Source organism: Shewanella sp. GXUN23E, assembly GCF_050865035.1.
Lineage (GTDB): Bacteria > Pseudomonadota > Gammaproteobacteria > Enterobacterales > Shewanellaceae > Shewanella.
Genome location: NZ_JBOZWP010000001.1, coordinates 319,240 through 338,773 on the forward strand (window position 1 = coordinate 319,240; position 19,534 = coordinate 338,773).

15 protein-coding genes are annotated in these 19,534 nt (G+C 51.9%); 8 read left to right on the forward strand and 7 right to left on the reverse strand.

All coding sequences use genetic code 11. The features are described 5' to 3' along the window. Window positions 1–8 precede the first annotated feature (8 nt). Together lptG and lptF are read right to left on the reverse strand one after the other, a co-directional pair. Window positions 9–1,067 (reverse strand): LPS export ABC transporter permease LptG, encoded by a 1,059-nt coding sequence (lptG, locus tag ACRRUX_RS01410; protein ID WP_432526419.1) that lies wholly within the window; start codon window positions 1,065–1,067, stop codon window positions 9–11. Continuing rightward, on the reverse strand, window positions 1,064–2,176 hold the full coding sequence (gene lptF / locus ACRRUX_RS01415; protein WP_432526421.1) for an LPS export ABC transporter permease LptF: 1,113 nt from the start codon (window positions 2,174–2,176) through the stop codon (window positions 1,064–1,066). Before lptF ends, lptG begins: the two co-directional genes overlap by 4 nt. A 328-nt stretch (window positions 2,177–2,504) precedes the next feature. Here lptF and pepA point away from each other — a divergent pair, with 328 nt between their 5' ends. Beyond that, window positions 2,505–4,013 (forward strand): leucyl aminopeptidase, encoded by a 1,509-nt coding sequence (pepA, locus tag ACRRUX_RS01420; protein ID WP_432526423.1) that lies wholly within the window; start codon window positions 2,505–2,507, stop codon window positions 4,011–4,013. Window positions 4,014–4,114: 101 nt separating this feature from the next. Here pepA and ACRRUX_RS01425 read toward each other — a convergent pair whose 3' ends face one another. After that, a complete protein-coding gene (locus ACRRUX_RS01425) occupies window positions 4,115–4,564 on the reverse strand; it encodes a GFA family protein (protein ID WP_432526425.1) in 450 nt (149 codons plus the stop codon). A gap of 214 nt (window positions 4,565–4,778) precedes the next feature. On the opposite strand from ACRRUX_RS01425, the gene ACRRUX_RS01430 reads away from it, so the two are divergent. Continuing rightward, window positions 4,779–6,134, forward strand: a complete 1,356-nt coding sequence (locus ACRRUX_RS01430) for a hypothetical protein (RefSeq protein ID WP_432526427.1) — start codon at window positions 4,779–4,781, stop codon at window positions 6,132–6,134. A gap of 52 nt (window positions 6,135–6,186) precedes the next feature. On the opposite strand, the gene ACRRUX_RS01435 is transcribed toward ACRRUX_RS01430, so the two are convergent. Together ACRRUX_RS01435 and ACRRUX_RS01440 are read right to left on the reverse strand one after the other, a co-directional pair. Continuing rightward, complete coding sequence (locus ACRRUX_RS01435; RefSeq protein ID WP_432526429.1) at window positions 6,187–7,437, reverse strand: NRAMP family divalent metal transporter; 1,251 nt, start codon at window positions 7,435–7,437, stop codon at window positions 6,187–6,189. 326 nt (window positions 7,438–7,763) lie between these two features. Next, entirely contained in the window at window positions 7,764–9,572 is a 1,809-nt protein-coding gene (locus ACRRUX_RS01440) for a DUF885 domain-containing protein (protein ID WP_432526431.1), read from the reverse strand. 325 nt (window positions 9,573–9,897) lie between these two features. On the opposite strand from ACRRUX_RS01440, the gene ACRRUX_RS01445 reads away from it, so the two are divergent. The 6 genes from ACRRUX_RS01445 to ACRRUX_RS01470 all read left to right on the forward strand — a co-directional run bounded on the left by ACRRUX_RS01445 (window position 9,898) and on the right by ACRRUX_RS01470 (window position 18,099). Further along, entirely contained in the window at window positions 9,898–10,500 is a 603-nt protein-coding gene (locus ACRRUX_RS01445) for a cysteine hydrolase family protein (protein ID WP_432526433.1), read from the forward strand. Next, entirely contained in the window at window positions 10,501–12,246 is a 1,746-nt protein-coding gene (locus ACRRUX_RS01450) for a putative bifunctional diguanylate cyclase/phosphodiesterase (RefSeq protein WP_432526435.1), read from the forward strand. Between the two features lie 46 nt (window positions 12,247–12,292). Continuing rightward, window positions 12,293–12,712 (forward strand): BLUF domain-containing protein, encoded by a 420-nt coding sequence (locus ACRRUX_RS01455; protein WP_432526437.1) that lies wholly within the window; start codon window positions 12,293–12,295, stop codon window positions 12,710–12,712. Between the two features lie 419 nt (window positions 12,713–13,131). Continuing rightward, on the forward strand, window positions 13,132–13,596 hold the full coding sequence (locus tag ACRRUX_RS01460; protein WP_432526439.1) for a DNA polymerase III subunit chi: 465 nt from the start codon (window positions 13,132–13,134) through the stop codon (window positions 13,594–13,596). Between the two features lie 15 nt (window positions 13,597–13,611). Continuing rightward, window positions 13,612–16,473, forward strand: coding sequence for a valine--tRNA ligase (locus ACRRUX_RS01465; protein ID WP_432526441.1), 2,862 nt, complete (start codon window positions 13,612–13,614; stop codon window positions 16,471–16,473). Between the two features lie 324 nt (window positions 16,474–16,797). Further along, the gene (locus tag ACRRUX_RS01470; protein ID WP_432526443.1) at window positions 16,798–18,099 is read left to right on the forward strand and encodes an NAD(P)/FAD-dependent oxidoreductase; all 1,302 of its coding nucleotides are present in this window, start codon (window positions 16,798–16,800) and stop codon (window positions 18,097–18,099) included. 71 nt (window positions 18,100–18,170) lie between these two features. On the opposite strand, the gene ACRRUX_RS01475 is transcribed toward ACRRUX_RS01470, so the two are convergent. Next, window positions 18,171–18,725, reverse strand: a complete 555-nt coding sequence (locus ACRRUX_RS01475) for a DUF3016 domain-containing protein (protein WP_432526445.1) — start codon at window positions 18,723–18,725, stop codon at window positions 18,171–18,173. Between the two features lie 230 nt (window positions 18,726–18,955). Then, window positions 18,956–19,483 carry a ubiquinone anaerobic biosynthesis accessory factor UbiT gene (gene ubiT / locus ACRRUX_RS01480; RefSeq protein WP_432526447.1) on the reverse strand — a complete coding sequence of 176 codons (528 nt, stop codon included), beginning with the start codon at window positions 19,481–19,483 and terminating at the stop codon, window positions 18,956–18,958. Window positions 19,484–19,534 lie beyond the last annotated feature (51 nt).

Genomic DNA, 19,534 nt, shown 5'->3' on the forward strand with positions numbered 1-19,534 from the left:
ATTAAGCGTCATCGTCGTATGAAATACAGTGCCACCACAGTAAACAACAGACTCGGAGCCATCGCTCCCACTGCGGGCGGCAGCTCGTAAACCATACTCATGGGGCCGAAGATTTCATTGCAGATATAAAAGCTGAAACCAGCTACCACACCCAGCAATACCCTGGCCCCCATAGTCACGGTTCTCAGTGGCCCAAACACAAACGACAGCGCCACCAGCATCATGACCGCAACGGTCACCGGCTGCATTATTTTGCGCCACAGTGCAAGTTCATAGCGGCTGGCATCCTGATTATTAACCTTGAGATATTCCAGATAATCCACCAGGCCTTCAATGGACAGCGCTTCAGGCTTAATGGAAACGATATTGAGCTTGTCCGGGGTCAGGGTAGACTGCCACACATCGGTATCCAGCTCCTGCATCCTGACCCTGTCCGGCGTGATCTCGGTATGGGTGACATTGCGCATCAACCAGGCGTCATGCTGAAATACCGCTGATTCGGCGTGGATAACATCGGTCAGGGTCTGCTCAGTATCAAACTTATACTGGGTAATATTGCCCAGCTCATTCATGTCGACCACTTCACCAATGTTAACAAACAGGTCCCCATCCTTGGCCCAAATTCCCCGGTGGGACTGAATAAAGCTGCCACCGGAAATCAACTTGGCTTTCATATCAATGGCTTTTTGTTCAGCCACCGGCGCACCCCACTCTCCCAGCGCCATCACCAGCAACATCAGTGGCACAGCGGTCTTCATGGCTGACATGGTGATCTGCAGTCGCGACATGCCGGATGCCTGCATCACCACCAGTTCAGAGTTGGAGGCCAGCATTCCCATGCCGATCAGCGCGCCAAGCAGCACCGCCATGGGGAAAAACATTTCAATGTCTCTGGGCACCAGAAACAGCACGTAGACCGCGGCCTCACCCATACCATAGGCGCCACGACCAACGTGTCTGAGCTGATCAACCCATTTGATGATGCCGGACAGCCCGGTCAGTACCAACAAACACAACGCAGAGGTACTCAGCAATACACGCGCGATATACCAGTCAAGAATCTTCACTGTGCGTACCTCTTGCGTTTGAAATAGCCGAACACCTTCATGCCAAACGGTCGCTCCTTACCCAGCAGCATCAACCCCATAATCAGTGCCGTCACATGGATCCACCACATCCCCAGATATCCGGGGATCACTTCGTCTTCCAACGCCTTGCGACCGGCAACCATCAGGCCGAAATATCCCAGATACAGCAAAATAGCCGGCAGCATCTTGGCAAACTTACCCTGACGCACATTGACCCGTGCCAGCGGCACGGCTATCAGGGTCAACAGCGGAATCGACAGGGGAATAGCCAGACGCCAGTGGAATTCAGCATTGGCTTCGGGCGTATCGAGTTTCATCAGCTCACCGACCGACAGCGCCGACATTTTGCGGCGACGCTGATCCACCGGCTGCTCCTTGATCTGCATGCCATAGCCACCAAAATCGATAATTTGGTAGTTTTTCGCCATTGGAGAACCCTGATAGCGACTGCCGTCAGTCAACTGCAGATGTTGGCTGCCGGAACTTTCTTCAACAACCTTGCCGCCCTTGGCCACCACAATATTGGTCATGCCGGCCTGCTCGTCAGGATCCGGCAACTGGGCAACAAATACATTGCCCAGACTGTTGTCTTTACCGATTTTCTCCACAAACAGCACGGCCCGGCCATTGGGACTGGTCTGAAACCGTCCCTGCACCAGAGCTGCCAGTCCGGCGTCCGACTGTGCCTGCTCAAGCACCTGATTCTGCTTTTCTTCGGCCCAGGGCGATACAAACACCGACAGGTAACCGGTCACCACCAGATTGGCAATGGCCAGCAGTAAGGTGACCCGGGTGACATACCATTCACTGATACCCACGCCGTGAAAAATGACCATTTCGTTTTCGGCATACATGCGGCCATGGGCCAGCAAAATCCCCAAAAACAAACTCAAAGGCAGCACTAACACCGCCAGTCCGGGAAGGTTCAGGCCCAGCAAGGTCAATACCAGAGAGGCGGGGAATTCCCCGTCAGAGGCATCAGCCAGCACTCTGACGAAATGCTGACTGATAAAAATAGTTAACAGTACCAAAAGTACCGCGATTTGCGCCTTTAAAACTTCTCGAATCAGATATCTAAATACAATCACAGGCTGAATCCGGTATCTAAACTTATCATTTTGCTGGTAACAGACTGACTTTCATGTAAACTGTTTACTTTTGATAGTTTTCTGACCAACCCCACGTCTGCTGACGGGGTGAAAAAATGTCATTATAAGAGCTGCTGCAACAGGCACAGGCTTAGCCACAATGTCAGAAAACACAGCCAGACTGCCCTGTGCGCTGCAGACAGTGCCCAAGCGATAAAAGCTCAGGCTTGGCTGATAAACGGCAAACACCGCACCGTGCCGAACGCAGGTACAAAGCGGTATTATCTAATAAATATAAAAATTTGTCTTTAAGAATCTAGGAGTGCTCATGGAGTTTAGCGTAAAGAGCGGAAGCCCTGAAAAACAACGCTCAGCCTGTATTGTGGTTGGGGTTTATGAGCCCCGGCGTTTGTCAGGCATCGCCGAGCAATTGGACAAAATCAGCGAAGGCTATATCAGCAATCTGCTGCGCCGCGGCGATCTGGAAGGTAAACCCGGCCAGATGTTGCTGCTGCACCATGTGCCCAATGTGTTGAGTGAGCGCGTCCTGCTGGTTGGCTGCGGCAAAGAGCGTGAACTGGATGAGCGCCAGTACAAACAGATTATTGCCAAAACCATCAACACCCTGAATGAAACCGGCTCCATGGAAGCCGTATGTTTCCTGACAGAGCTGCACGTTAAGGGTCGCGACACCTACTGGAAAGTCCGTCAGGCAGTGGAAACCACCAACGCCAGCCTGTATAGCTTTGATGCCCTGAAAACCCGCAAAGGTGAGCACCGCCGTCCGCTGCGTAAACTGGTATTCAACGTGCCAACCCGCCGCGAATTGACCGTTGGCGAGCGCGCCATTGAGCAGGGTGAAGCGGTATCCAGCGGTATGCATCTGTGCCGCGATGTAGCCAATATGCCGCCCAACATCTGTAACCCGGCTTACCTGGCATCCCAGGCCCGCCAGATGGGTGAGCAGTATGAAAACCTGGAAGTGACCACCATCGGCGAAGAGCAAATGGCCGAACTGGGCATGAATGCCTATCTGGCCGTGGGCCGTGGCAGTGCCAACGAGTCCATCATGACGGTGATGAACTATAAAGGCTCACTGAACGCCACTGAAAAACCTATCGTACTGGTGGGCAAAGGCCTGACCTTCGATTCAGGCGGTATCTCACTCAAGCCGGGCGAAGCCATGGATGAGATGAAATACGACATGGGCGGCGCCGCCGGCGTATTGGGGACCATGAAGGCCATTTGTGAGATGAACCTGCCCATCAATGTGATTGGTGTGCTGGCTGGTTGTGAAAACATGCCTTCCGGTACCGCTTACCGTCCGGGTGATATTCTGACGACTATGTCAGGCCAGACTGTGGAAGTGTTGAACACAGACGCCGAAGGTCGTTTGGTGCTGTGCGACGTGCTGACCTATGTGGAGCGCTTCGACCCCGAAGTGGTTGTTGATACCGCTACCCTGACCGGTGCCTGCGTGATTGCCCTGGGCAAACACGCATCCGGCCTGTTCTCAGGTCACAATCCACTGGCCCACGAACTGCTCAATGCCGGTGAGCAATCCGGTGACCGCGCATGGCGTATGCCTTTGTGGGATGAATATCAGGAAATGCTGGAAAGCCCGTTTGCTGATATGACCAACCTGGGTGGTCGTCCTGCCGGCTCCATCACCGCCGCCTGCTTCCTGTCGCGCTTTGCCAAGAAGTATCACTGGGCACACCTGGATGTGGCGGGTACGGCCTGGAACAGTGGCGCCAACAAGGGCTCAACCGGTCGTCCGGTGCCTTTGCTGAGCCAGTTTTTGATCAACCGCGCCGGTGCCGGTAACGAAGAGTAACCCGGCAACTATGCTGCAGCGGGTTCGGTAACGCGTTATTGAATGACCGACAAACAAAAGCGAAGCTCAGGCTTCGCTTTTTTGTTGCTTTACATCAAATCCTAGACTGAGCCCGCATCTGAGTATGGCGCCGTACCGGAATCCGACTCACTCCGCCCTTTGGCGTGACGCGGACTATCGTCGGTCATCTTCAGCCAGCTGACACCGCTGCCGGTATGAATATGATAATTCGGCGATATCCGGTTGGGTTCATCCAGCGAGCAGATCGCCAACGTCAGATACTCTGGGTATTCGGTATCTCTGAAACTCAGCGTTGAGCCACACTCAGGGCAAAATCCCCGTCTGACTGTATCAGAAGAAGCAAACTCTTTAAGCTGCCCCTTGAGCCAACTCACCTGCCCGGATTTAAAGTCCATCCAGGCCGCCACGGGCGCTCCGGTTTGCCGCTGACACTGACGGCAATGGCAGAAGTCTGCATCGAATGGCTGCCCGTGCAGCTCATATCTGATGGCGCCGCACAGGCAGCCCCCGGTTAACACAGTGCCCCTCATTCTGCTCCTCCCAACAACTTGCTGATGCCTGTCATCAATGCCTTCCGTTATCCCACCCTATCAACACGCCAGATATCCCATCCTTTCTGCCGATTCCTATTGTTGTCCTGCAAGCATAGGCTGAAAAACCAACCAGATTAAAGGTATTCTCATGCACAACAGCACACCCCTTCTAACTCAATGCTTCAGTGCCTGGCTCATTCTGCTTGTTCTAATGCTCAATAGTGCTCATGCCGCTGAGATCCTGGACTATTCCCCCTATTGCCTGCAGGAGCAAAAAGTCAGCGTTATACGAACCATTCACCATCAAACGGCGCTGCCGACGGATCAGGACATCCGGGATATCGGGCGCGTTCAAAGTACACTGGCTGATATTAAGGCGGAAGCGCAGCGACTAGGGTACGCAGATATTCTGCTGACGCATTTCCTGTCCGCGCCAACAGCAGGCGCAACCCGGATGGCAAAAGGGCGATACAAAACCAATATTCTTGCCCTGCTGGCCAACCGCTGCACAGATGATCAACGTCTGGGCAATGAATATTTAGGTCTGCAGGTGAATGAACGCAGAAAGGTCAATAGCCTGGAGACGTTGAACTTTGACTTCCAGTTCGAGGTAGATCCTTCGGAGCATCAGCGCCAGCGCCCCAAACCCGTGAGTCTGGACGTGAGCCCCACTCAGGCATTCGGTATTGCACTGGGTACAGAAGATACTGAGCTATTTGCCATGCTCGGGGAGCCGGACTATGGCTTTATGCAAAACAGCGTCAGTCATCTGTATGGCTATGGCCGGGGTTTGTGGTTCCAGGTGAAACAGGGCAAGGTCAATCGCATTCAATATGGCGGCAAAATGCTTTCTGCATCACTGCAAAACATGTTACCTGCAGACTCAGCTTTCGATGCCAGCCCCTGGACTCTCTATGGTATCAAGGCCGACAATCAGACTATTGAATCGTTGACAGATGTGCTCGGGAACTGGGAAGCCGGCAAGCTGGAAGACAGACAAATCGTTGAAGGCGATAACCGTTTAACCCTGAAAGTTGAGACTTTCCATCACGATGGCATTGATGCGCCGCAATATCGGGTAAAAGGGTTTACCCTGAACTATGCCGACGAGTCAATCAATTCGCCACTGGGCCCGATGTCAATGGCCCCTGACAGCCTGCTTAACTGGCTTAAACGGCACCAACTGACTGACTCAGGGACACTGCCTGAGCCTGATTTTACCTATGACAGGAACTACCTGTGGGACACAGATGGCCAGCTGTGGTATCTCATCAACAGCCATCTATTGCTGCGAGTCAGCGATGGCCACATAAACCAAATGAATTTTCATCAAAACTGGCTGGTTAATCGCGAAAAAGGCGATATTGCAGGTTATCTGCAGGCGCTGGGGTTACCTGCCCGCAAACCTGCCTTTGCTGCCAAATATCCTGATTATCTGGATTTTTATGACCGTTATGAGGCATTCACTGAAGCCATGGATGTCGCTGTTCAGTTCGACTCAGACGTCAGCAGCGCGGCCGTTGAGTCGGCAACACTTATCTTTAGACCAATCGCCGGCATTCCGTAAATCATTGAAGTTCAGTAATTGCCCCTCCTTTGCAGGAAGGGCCGGATTGTCATCAGCCGATGAATTTGTCGGCAAAGTTCCCCACATTGGAGATACTGGCGCCGGCCATCACCACCACGATCGTGGCACCGATTGCGCTCAGCCAGAGGGGATGCTGATAATCGCCAACAATGTCTTTACGCCTGGCAGCCAGCAACATCACTCCCAGCACCAGCGGCAGAATGATGCTGTTAACCAGCCCTGCCAGCATCAGCAGAAACACTGGCATATTCACCAGCACAGTACCGATGCTGGTGACCATGATAAAGCCGACACACCAGGCTTTTTCATTACGGGCAATGACAGGGAACAGGGTTTTTACCAGCGACACTGCCATATAGGAGTTGCCCACCACTGAGGTGATTGAGGCGACAAACAACACCAGACCAAAGATGTGGTATCCCAGATCACCGGCACCGGCGCGAAACGCATCGGCCGCCGGGTTGGCCCCATCCAGCACTGCGCCACCGGCGATGACCCCAAGTACCGCCAGGAACAGCAGCACCCGAATGACTACGGCAATAGAGATCCCGGCCCAGGCCGCTTTGTTAATCGCGCCCAACTGGCTCTCGCCTTTCAGTCCCACATCCACCAGTCTCTGAGCTCCGGTGTAATAGCCACCGACGGCGCCACCGACTATGGTCAGGGTCGGCAATAGCATACTCGAGTAGTCCGATGGCATCACTGCGGCGGCCAGGGTTTGCGGAATGGATGGCAGGTTGGTCAGTGCCACATACGCGATCAGCACTATCATCAGCAACCCCAGATAACGGGCCATTTGATCCATCCGCTTGGATGCACTGTGCAACAAAAACAGCGTGCAGCCGACCATGCCGGTAAACAGCGCGCCCCAGGTGGTGTCCACCCCGGTAAGCACATTCAGCCCCAGTGCACTGCCGCTGACATTCCCAAAGTTGAACGCGACCGCGCCCAGCGCGAGCAAAGTGCCAATCAGATAACCCAGACCAGGCGCTACCCTGTTGGCAATATCCTGGATGCGCAGCCCGGCAACCCCGGTAATGCGCCACAGGTTCATCACGATACCAAAGGTAATCAGTGCAGAAACCAGCACAGGAAATGCCATATCCATTTGATAGATATTGGTAAAAACAGCGGTCTGGGTAAGAAATCCTGGCCCCACCGAAGTGGTTGCCATCAAAAACGCAACACTGAGAATGGCGGTTCGCTGATTGCTGGAAAGCGTGGTTGTGGCTGGAGCCGAAGCGCGGATTTCAACCGCTGAAGAAGAGGCAGATGCTGACATAAGGTGACCCGGAAATTTATGCTGTTCTACTTATAGAAACAGAAAAAACAACTGACCGAGGATCAGCTGTCCGGGCATATATTGCCAACAAAATGACCCATCCGGGCCAAATTGCGGCGTATTTTAGTGATTCACCTGAACCATGTCTACTCACTTTCCTGAATTAATTCATGGATGTGACGCGACGCAATAAGCAGTGGCATTATCAACTGACAGGATCACAACAACTGGCATCAGTGCGCCACATTTGTCTGCGGTCTACAATCGCACCAGTCCGGAAGCGGATAGATAAGCAGCCAATGAGTGCACACCCATTGGCTGAAACGTCATTGTCCGGTTTGAATATAAGCGTTAACCTGCTGCTCCAGTATTGCCAGCGGCATGGCGCCATTTTTCAGCACCACATTATGAAAGTCCCGGATATCAAATTGATCACCCAGCTGCTCAGCCGCCTTTTGACGCAACGCCAGTAACTTCAACATACCTGTCTTATAGGCCGTTGCCTGCCCTGGCATCACAATATAACGCTCAATTTCCGCGACCACATCAGACATCGCCATACCGGTATTGGCCGCCATATAGTCGATAGCCTGCTCACGGGTCCAGCGCTTGTGGTGAATGCCGGTATCAACCACCAGACGCACCGCCCTGAACAATTCCGCCTGCAAACGCCCCAGATTATTCAGGGGATCACTCTGAAAACCGGCTTCCCAGGCGAGTTGCTCGGCGTACAGCGCCCATCCTTCTGAATAGACGGTAAACGGTAGCATGGTTCTGAAGGTGGGCACACCTTTAAGCTCCTGCTGAATCCCTATCTGAAAATGATGTCCGGGGATCGCCTCATGGTACGCCAGAGTACGCATACCATATTTGGGAGTAGCCTTGATGTCATAGAGGTTGGCGTAAAACACCCCTGGCTTGGAGCCGTCCATCGCCGGTGCGTTATAGTATGCGCCGGGCGAGGTTTTCTCCTTGAATAGTGGAATACGTTTAACCGCAACGGATGCCGCGGGTTTGACCGCAAACCAGTCATCCAGCCCAGCCTCAACCTCGGTGATGATAGTGGCATAATCAGTCAGGATCTGCTCACGACCGGCGTCAGTGTCCGGGTAATAAAACTCCTCATCAGCCGCCAGCTGTTCCATTGCAGCGGCAAATCCGGCCTGAATATCCATACCCTGCCTGGCCAATGTTTGCAGCATTTCGGCCTGAATGCGGGCCACTTCCGCCAGACCAATCTGATGAATGGTTTCAGCATCCATATCGGTGGTCGTATGGTGCTTGAGCATATAGGCATAAAAGGCATCACCATCGGGTAATTTCCACACACCATCATCCGTGGTCGATTTGGGCCTGAGCGCTGTGTAATAGTCAATAAAGCCCTGATAGGCGGGCTTGACGTCAGACTCAAAAACCTGCCGGGCCTGAGTCAACATCTGCTGGCGCTGCTGCTCGCTGATCGCTGGCACTGCGAGCATCTTCTCCTGCAGTGATGTATAGAGAATATTTTCCTCGACCGGGGCATCAATAAAGGCCTGCATTTCAGCCAGCACTTTATCAATCACAAACGTTGGCGGAATAATGCCCATCGCTTCTCTGTGCTTCAACCCTTCCGTGATCTGAGCAAATTTCTCATCCACTTTACTCATGCGGGTCACGTAATCCCGGGCGTCCTGCAACTCCTCTATCTGATGCGCTGACTCCATAAAGGAAGGAAATCCACTTTGCACACCAAATAGCTGGTTCAGCGGATAGTTGTGATATTGCCATCGCTCCCCTTCCACCATGTCATTGAGGAAAAACAACAAAATCGTCTTGGACAAACGCTGGGACGGATTGAGTCCGGCATCATCATAGGCATTGAGTGTGGCAATTTCCCGCTTCAGGTCCTGAAATGCCTGCTCCTGCCTGGCCATCGACTCATCATCAAGATCATCCTGATGATATTTAATCCCCACCGATTCCAGGATATGGATTTGGCTGAGCATCTCAGGACTGTCGAGGGCGAATTCAAAAAATACCCGCTCAAAATAATGATCTATGTTGAATGGCTTGAACCAGATGAGGTTAACGATAAATACAGACAATGCCACCAGCGCCAGCAGCAATACCCATTTGATTGTTTTTAATATCATGTCCCTGTCCCTGAAATGGCCCACACGTCAAGATGACACACTTAATTCAAGGACTAAATCGGCAAAGGTTAACCAAATGTAAATATCAGCCAAAGGGACAGCACTACCGCTAACAGACAAAAAGCAGTGGCTCACCATATGGTTAATCGATGCGTCTGCGCCTCCCCCCAGTGACTATTGACTATACTTGCAGTACAGGGTCGGCAATGGCCTACGCACCTCCCATTAAAGACCGCCGGCTCAGGCAAACAACAGGTGCTGCACAGTCAGGAGCCTGGCAGTTACCACTGCCGGCGTTTTGCCGCTAACAGCAATGGAAAAACTCATGGATTTAAAACACACCGCGCTGATACTTATCGGATATCAAAACGATTACTTTGCCCCCAACGGCATTTTGCACCATGCACTGGAGAACTCTGAGCAGGTCGGTCAGGTACTGCAAAACTCACTGGTGTTTATTGAACACCTCCTGCCTACCGATGCCACGGTTGTCACCACTCCCATTATCTTCACGCCAGATTATTCAGAGCTGTCAGATCCCATTGGCATTCTGAAAATCATCAAGGAAAACGGCGCTTTCAAATCAGGCTCTCCGGGAGCGGAAACCATTGATGAAATCAAAGTGTTTGGCACCGATATTGGCAACATCCCGGGTAAGCGTGGATTAAGCTGCTTTTCCAAAACAGCGCTTCACAAGGTATTGCAGCAACATCAGATTACCGACGTCATTATCGCCGGGGCCGTGACCTCCCTGTGTATTGATTCTGCTGGCAGGGAAGCGGCTGAACTGGGTTACAGGGTCACCATCCTGTCGGACTGCACTGTTGCCCGAACCTCCTTTGAACAGGAGTACTATCTCAGGGAAATCATGCCCATGTATGCAACCGTTGCCAGTTCTGCAGACATGGTACAGAAACTGGGGCTGTAAATGCCGCAACGACATAAAGGTCCCAATCCCGGTGAATTACTCTCGCAGGCTCAAAATCGCCTGATTGAGCATTTGCAGGCATCGGAAAAACGCTACCAGGATCTGGTAGGACACCTGCGGGATGTGGTGTTCCATCTGGATCTGGAGCTCAGGTGGACCTTCCTCAATCAGGCCTGGTATTCACTGACAGGTTTTATCGTTGGAGAGTCATTGGGCAAAGAGTTTCTCAATGATGTCGAGGCTAAAGATGCCCGCCGCTGCTCCATGGGGTTTTCTGACCTTCTTTGTTGCCAGAAAGCAGAGTTGACCGAAGAAATAACCTTCTTCAATGCCGATGGTGAGGCCCGTATTTTTGAACTGTCTGCCCGTGCCGTGCGTGATGAGACCGGGCGATATGCCGGATTTGCCGGCATTCTGTCTGACATTACTGTCCGGGTGGCGGCTGAAAACAAAATCAGCTTTATGGCATACCACGATGCACTCACCGGGGTTGCCAACCGACGACTGCTGATCGAGCACCTGACTGACAGGTTGTCAGGCCATCAACATGATTGTGCGGCCATCATCTATATCGATCTGGATAACTTTAAACAGGTCAATGATCACTATGGCCACAGCACCGGAGATCAGCTTCTGTGTGAAGTCAGTCAGACGCTGCAGGAATTTGCACTCAAAGAGCATGATTTGGTGGCCCGCATGGGGGGTGATGAGTTTGTCATTTTCCTCAGCGGACTTGATGCCCACAGTGCTCAGGCAGAACTGACTGCAATCACCGAAAACATCAGAGCCAGACTGAACAAACCCTTGCTGGCGGGCTATCTGACAACGCAAATCAGCAGCAGTATCGGTGTGGTCATTGTGGATAGTGAACCAATCCAGTATTCAGATATTTTCAGATTTGCCGATGCCGCCCTGTATTGCGCCAAACATACCGGCAAAAATCGTGTGCGCTTCTATGATGAAGAGCTGCGCCAAAGTGAGCAGCGTCGCCAGAAACTGGAGACCGAGCTGGCAACCGCCGTCAGCCTGCAGCAATTTGAGCTGCACTTCCAGCCTTTGGTTGACCGTAGCGGCAAACGCATCCACAAAGCCGAAGTACTGCTCAGATGGCGCCATCCTCAAAAGGGATTGATCAATCCCGCGGAGTTCATTCCTCATCTCGAAGCCTACGGCTTGATTATTCCTGTGGGCAAATGGGTACTGCAACAGAGTTGCCGGTATCTGCAATACTGGCGGGAAGCCGGTAACACCTCCTTATGTTTATCAGTCAATGTCAGCGCCAATCAATTTAATCATCCGGGATTTATCGAGTGCATCGAGCAATGTCTGCAGGACTACCGCATTGTCGGCAGTCAACTTGAATTCGAGCTGACAGAAGGCGTGGCACTGACTGACATTGAGGCTGCCATTGAAAAAATGCTCAAACTCAGGTCAATGGGGATCCGCATTGCACTGGATGACTTCGGCACAGGCTATTCATCCCTGTCTTATCTGAAACATCTTCCCATCAATACCCTGAAAATCGACCAGTCCTTCGTTCAGGGACTGCCCCATGATGGTTATGATGCCGCGATAGTCGAAACCACTATGGTGATGGCGCACCATCTGGGATTAACCGTGGTGGCCGAAGGGGTGGAAAACACCATTCAACTGGACTTTCTCAAACGGCTTAACTGTCATTACTATCAGGGATTTTTATTTCATCCCCCGCTGGATACAGACCAATTCAGCAAGTTGATTCTCTGAGAAACCTAAACTGGCCGGTGACAATGACATCACCACGGGAGGCACAATGAAAGAACCACTCATTCAGCTAATCTATATTTCCTGTGCGACGCGGCTGTTCAGGGAGCAGGAACTGGAAGGTATGGTCACCAATATCCGCGCCAATAATCAGAAACTCGGCGTCACCGGCATGCTGCTGTATCGCGATGGCGATTTTATTCAGGCACTGGAAGGCCCAGAGTCCGTAGTCAACAAACTCTATCAGCAAATATTGCAGGACCAACGCCATACAGGAATTTTTGAACTCCTGGTTCAAATCATTGAAAAACGGGAATTTGCTGACTGGAGTATGGGATTTAGCCGGATATCCGAAACCGAATTGCCAGGATACAACGACCTGTTCAAGAATCGTGGTCACATCACCAAACAAACTCAGGATGCCGGGATAGCACTGTCTCTGATGCGTAATTTCGCCCGCCGCCAATAACCCCTGAGATGCTTCCCGGGTAAGCCTTTGGTTGGCTAGTTGGTTAGTTGGTTGGTTAGTGAATAAAAACCGTACCGGGCAAGTTGGTTGCAAAGCCATGAACAGTATCATCAGGATAGCGGGCAACTTACCGCCCTCAGTCTTCAGTGAAATGTTGGCGCTGACATGCTTAACGCGCCGCCCCTGACCGTTCTTCCCGTGCCTGTCACAACTGAGGTATAAAGTCATCGCCAGCCACCACAGGCTCATCGATGTCAATTCCCGCACCAGTCACCGGCCTTTCTGTCTGAACGCCCGTCTGCACTTCATCCGCTCCCGCAACAAACCACACGGTAACCAGCCACAGCCCTGTTATCATGGCGCCAAAAAGTGTAGTATTCCGTCCTTATGTCCAACTTCCACAGGGTACAATTCAGGCCATGAGCCAGGCGACTTTTTATCTGCTTGACGCCAATCCGGCAATGAATGCCATCGAGCATCTGAATCTGACCGCCTGTCAGCTGGCGAGCCAGTATTACCGTGAAGGTGTCGATGTCTATATCCATTGCCAGGATAAGACTCAGGCTTATGCCATTGATGAGCAACTGTGGCAGTTTGATGCCGCAAGTTTTGTACCCCACAATTTAAAGGGTGAAGGCCCCATGACAGGTGCGCCGGTTGAGATAGGTTTTGACCGACTCGGCCCCAACAAAAAGCGCGCAGTCCTGATTAATCTTGCAGACCAAAGCCCCGCATTTGCGGTAAACTTTGGCCAAATTGTCGATTTCGTTGCCAGTGATAACGCCCATAAGGCAATTGCACGTGAACGCTACAAGCAATACCGGACGATGGGCATCGCCCTCACTACCCGGGATCTGGCAACCGAGCCTCTTAATTTAGTTTGAGAAACGTAAGCTCCCATGGAAAAAACATATAATCCGCAGTCTATTGAACAGGCGCTCTACCAGGTTTGGGAAGAGAAAGGCTATTTCAAACCCAATGGTGATCAGAGCAATGGCAACTATTGCATCATGATCCCGCCACCAAATGTCACCGGCAGCCTGCACATGGGACACGCCTTCCAGGACACAATCATGGATACCCTCATCCGTTATCAGCGCATGAAGGGCAAGAACACCCTGTGGCAGGTAGGTACCGACCATGCTGGTATCGCCACCCAGATGCTGGTTGAGCGCAAGCTGGAAGCCGAAGAAGGCAAGAGCCGCCATGATCTGGGCCGCGACGCCTTTATGGACAAGGTATGGGAGTGGAAAGCTCAGTCCGGTGGCACCATCACCCGTCAGATGCGTCGTCTGGGCGCCTCTGTCGATTGGGATCGCGAGCGTTTCACCATGGACGAAGGTCTGTCTGCCGCAGTACAGGAAGTATTCGTTCGTCTGTATGAAGATGATCTGATCTACCGTGGCAAGCGTCTGGTGAACTGGGATCCCAAGCTGCACACCGCGATTTCCGATCTGGAAGTGGAAAACAAAGAAAAAGCCGGTCACATGTGGCATTTCCGTTATCCACTGGCCGACGGTGCCCTGACTGCCGATGGTAAAGACTACCTGGTAGTGGCGACTACCCGTCCTGAAACCATGCTGGGCGATAGCGCGGTTGCCGTACACCCTGATGACGAGCGTTACCAGTCACTGATCGGTAAAGAGATCATTCTGCCTATCGTTAACCGCCGTATCCCGGTTGTGGCCGACGATTACGTGGACATGGAGTTCGGTACCGGCTGCGTGAAAATCACCCCGGCTCACGACTTTAATGACTATGAAGTGGGTAAGCGTCACGCCCTGCCTATGTTCAATATCCTGACTCTGGACGCGGCAATTCGCACCAGTGCTGAAGTGGTGAACACAGACGGTACTCTCAACAACGAACTGGACGGCAGCCTGCCTGAACGTTACGCCGGCATGGACAGATTCAAAGCCCGTGACGCCGTGGTTGCTGAGTTTGACACTCTGGGTCTTTTGGAAAAAATCGATCCCCACAGCCTGAAAGTGCCTTACGGTGACCGCTCCGGCGTGGTGATCGAGCCGCTGCTGACTGATCAGTGGTATGTCTCTGTGAAGCCGCTGGCCAAAACTGCCATTGAAGCTGTTGAAAACGGTGACATCAAGTTTGTGCCTCAGCAGTACGAAAACATGTACTTCTCCTGGATGCGTGACATTCAGGACTGGTGTATCTCCCGTCAGCTGTGGTGGGGTCACCGTATCCCTGCATGGTACGACGAAGCCGGCAAGGTTTACGTCGGCCGTGATGAAGCCGAAGTGCGTGCCAAGCATAACCTGGGCGCGGATGTGACTCTGCGTCAGGACGAAGACGTACTGGATACCTGGTTCTCGTCCGCACTGTGGACCTTCTCCACCCTGGGCTGGCCAGAAAACACTGAAGATCTCAAGACCTTCCACCCAACCGACGTGTTGGTGACAGGTTTCGACATCATCTTCTTCTGGGTTGCTCGTATGATCATGATGACCATGCACTTCATCAAAGATGAAGACGGCAAGCCACAGGTGCCATTCAAGACAGTGTATGTGACCGGTCTTATCCGTGACGAGCAGGGCAACAAGATGTCCAAGTCCAAGGGTAACGTGCTGGATCCACTGGATATGATTGACGGTATCGATCTGGAATCTCTGGTTGAGAAGCGTACCGGCAACATGATGCAGCCGCAGCTGGCCGCCAAGATTGAAAAGAGCACCCGCAAAGAGTTCGCCGAGGGCATTGAAGCCCACGGTACCGATGCGCTGCGCTTCACCCTGGCAGCCATGGCCTCAACCGGCCGTGACATCAACTGGGATATGAAGCGTCTGGACGGTTATCGCAGCTTCTGTAACAAGCTGTGGAACGCCTCCCGCTATGTGTTGATGAACACTGAAGGTCAGGATTGTGGCCAAGCCGGTGGTGACCTTGAGCTGTCACTGGCTGATCGCTGGATCATCAGCCTGTTCAACGACACAGTGAAGACCTTCGATGAGCATATCGCAGCGTACCGTTTCGATCTGGCTGCCAACACCCTGTACGAGTTCACCTGGAACCAGTTCTGTGACTGGTACCTGGAGCTGACCAAGCCGGTGATGAACAATGGTACTGAAGCCCAGCTGCGTGGCACCCGCCATACCCTGGTCACTGTGCTGGAACAGCTGCAGCGCCTGATGCACCCGCTGATGCCATACATCACTGAGACCATCTGGCACCGTGTTAAGCCGCTGGCTGGCGTGGAAGGTGAAACTCTGATGCTGATGAGCTTCCCTGAATATGACACTGCCAAGCTTGACGCTCAGGCGATGGAAGATCTGGAGTGGGTGAAGAAGGTGATCGTCGCGGTACGTAACATCCGCGCCGAGCTGAACATCGCGCCATCCAAGCCTCTGTCTGCACTGCTGCGCAATGTCAGCGAGCAGGACAAAGCCCGTATCGAAGCCAACCAGGCCTTCTTTACGACTTTGGCCAAGCTGGAGTCCATGACCATTCTGGCTGACGGCGAAACAGCGCCTATGTCCACCACTCAGCTGGTAGGCGAGATGGAGCTGCTAATTCCTATGGCTGGACTGATCGACGTGGCCGCCGAAATGGCCCGTATCGACAAGCAGCTGGAAAAACTGGCGCAGGATGCCAAGCGTATCGAAGGCAAGCTGTCCAACGAAGGCTTTGTGGCCAAGGCGCCTGCCGAGGTTATCGAAAAAGAACGTGCCAAACTGGCTGAGTTCACCCGTGATATGGACAAATTGCACGAGCAGAAAGCCGAGCTGGCCAAACTGGAAGCCTGATTGACCGGCACTCGTTAAACAAGATATCGCTGAACAAAAGGTCGCCTGCGGGCGACCTTTTTCATTTTCTTTAATATCTGCATTCGCAGTCCTTCCAAAGACCGCAGGAAACAAGCCATTTGCAGGAGTGCAATCTTGCTTCAACCGATTAGCATATTTACCAACAGCCTTGAAGCAGCATTAGCAAATGTCGCCACCACATAAAACAAAGCCAAATGCATTTCAATGACTTTAATCAATTTACCCCTATTTTTATCGTGACTAACACCGCAATTAGAGGCAGACTTTGCGCCAGCATCACTTAGGTAATTCAGGACTGAGTAAATGACCAATACACTTCAGCGAATCGTCATTGTCGGTGGCGGCGCCGGTGGCCTCGAACTGGCCACCCGACTGGGCCACAAACTGGGTAAAAAAGGCAAAGCAGAAATCCTGCTTATCGACCGCTCCCGTACCCACATCTGGAAACCCTTGCTGCATGAGGTGGCAACCGGCTCGCTGGACTCAGATCTGGATGGTGTGGTGTATTCGGTGCATGCGGTCAAACATGGTTATCAGTTTATGTTGGGCGAGTTTTGCGATCTCAACACTCAGGCTCAGACCATCACCCTGGCTGAGTGTTTTGACCACGAAGGTAAACTGCTGTTGCCACAGCGTGAAATAAGCTATGACAAGTTAGTATTGGCTATTGGTGCCGTCAGCAACGACTTCAATACGCCAGGTGTCAAAGCGCACTGCCACTTTCTGGATACCCATAAACAAGCCCAGGAGTTCCACAATGAACTGCTGGATAATTTCACCCGCATGCACCAGTCTGATGACAAAGCTGCGCTGAACATCGCCATCGTAGGTGCCGGAGCAACGGGCGTAGAACTGTCCGCCGAACTGTACCATGTGGCTGAACTGCTCAAAAGCTATGGCCTTGGCAAGATGACCAAAGACAAGCTGAAAATCTCGCTGATTGAAGCCGGTCCGCGAATTCTGCCGGCTCTGCCAGAGCGTCTTTCAGCCGCGGCACGCAAAGAATTGAGCTTGCTGGGTGTGGAAGTGATGGAAAACACCCGCATCAGTGAAGCGACCCAAGCAGGCTTTGTGACCAGCGAAGGCAAGCTGATTAAAGCGGATATGATGCTGTGGGCTGCTGGCGTCAAAGCCCCTGATGTACTGACTCACATTGAAGGCATTGCGCTTAACCGGGCCAATCAGATCCTGGTTAATCCACAACTGCAAATGCAGGGCACTGACAACGTGTTTGTGCTGGGAGATTGCTGTGGCTTTATGCAGGAAAATGGTCAGTGGGTGCCTCCCCGCGCCCAATCCGCACACCAGATGGCGCAACTGCTCGAGTACAATATCCCGGCTCTGTTAACCGGCAAGCCACTCAAATCATACCATTATCATGATCATGGTTCACTGGTGAATCTGTCACGCTACAGCACGGTGGGCAGTCTGATGGGTAACCTGAGCAAGAACAGCATGTTCATCGAAGGCAAAATTGCCCGTTTGATGTATATCTCGCTATATCGTATGCATCAGCTGGCAATTCATGGTTATGCCCGCAGTTTTGCGCTGTTTATCGCGGAGCGTTTGCTAAAAGCCGTGCGTCCGCGCATGAAGCTGCACTGATCATCAGGACGAAGCTCCAGACAAAAAAACAGGTGGCCTATGCCACCTGTTTGTTTCTGAATCAACCAATATCAGTTTTTGGTCAGTTCAGGCTGAATGGTTTCCTTGAACCATTTGCGTAGAATCTGTCGTTCGTATGGGAACGGATCGTTGGTAATGGGCTGAATACCAAACAGGAATCCCATATCGTTGATATTCTCTTTACCCTGCTTGATGATTTTTCCGTTTTGCTTGAGTGCATATTCGAACGCAATCTTGGGTGGATAAAGTTCAGAAACCACCCGCACATCATCAGGTCCGGCACCGAAGGTGGGTTGCACATCACCGGCCAAATCCACATTGGTTACCATCAAATCCAGTTGCTGGTCTTTGTCCAGAAATTGGTTGGCAAGTTGCCCCAAATCTTCGGTCAGTTCAGTAAACAGGTACTGATCAAACTTGGATTGCAGCCACATGGTAGATTCAATATCGGTATATTCAGCAGGGTCTTTCCAGACAATATAGACATTACCGTCGTGGGTCAGGTAATTTTCTACAACAGCTTGTTTTCCGGAATCGGAAGTTGACGTACAACCGGTTACAGCAGCCAATAACACCAGACTGGACAACGCATATCTATATTTCATTTTCAGCTCCTTATAGGCCAAATATTCACGTAACCACATGCGTAAGGTCAGACTTAACCTCACTCAAATCTGATCAGTTTTCAAGCAGTTTTAAGACAAATATACCACTTAAGTTTAGATTTTAGATTATATAACTTGCTGTGTTTATGAGAATTAATGAAATATTTCAGTCATTATCCAAGCAACAGTGAAAAATCAAATTAACTCTTGCACATAAATCGCAACAGTTTTTAATGAGGCACTACCGGCTGGGGTTGGGCCATCTGCTGCAGTTGCTGCAACCTTGTGGCAAGCGTCTGCACCGAGTATCGCAATGGCGCCGGCATAGTTTCCAGCTCAATGCCCAGCAACAGATTTTTGACCTCCAGCCCCAGCTCCGTATCCCCTTCGATACTCAGCAAACGTTGAAAAAACAAGGTGTCGGGATCTTCTTTACCTGAAGCAACCAGCAACAGTGACGGTGAAGAAGCGCTGAAACATACTTCAGCAGAGCTCTTGTCATAGGGGGAAATCAGCCAGTCTCCGTCGTAACTGACAGCAAATTCAAGTGCCAGATCCGTGACCCTGATAGCAACCTGACGTCCCTGCAGAAAATCCAGCTCTCCATCCTGCGCCTGCTCTTGCATCACCTGCTCCAACACTTGTCGGATCATTGTCGCCTTCAACGAAAAAGGGACAACAGCCAATGGCTTGGCTGCCAATTTTGGTGCCCATTCCAGTAGTCGCTTTGCCGCACCGGCGGCCAGGGCATTTGCCATGCTCTATATCCTTATCAAATTGCATTCTCAGATCGGCGGATCATAACTGAC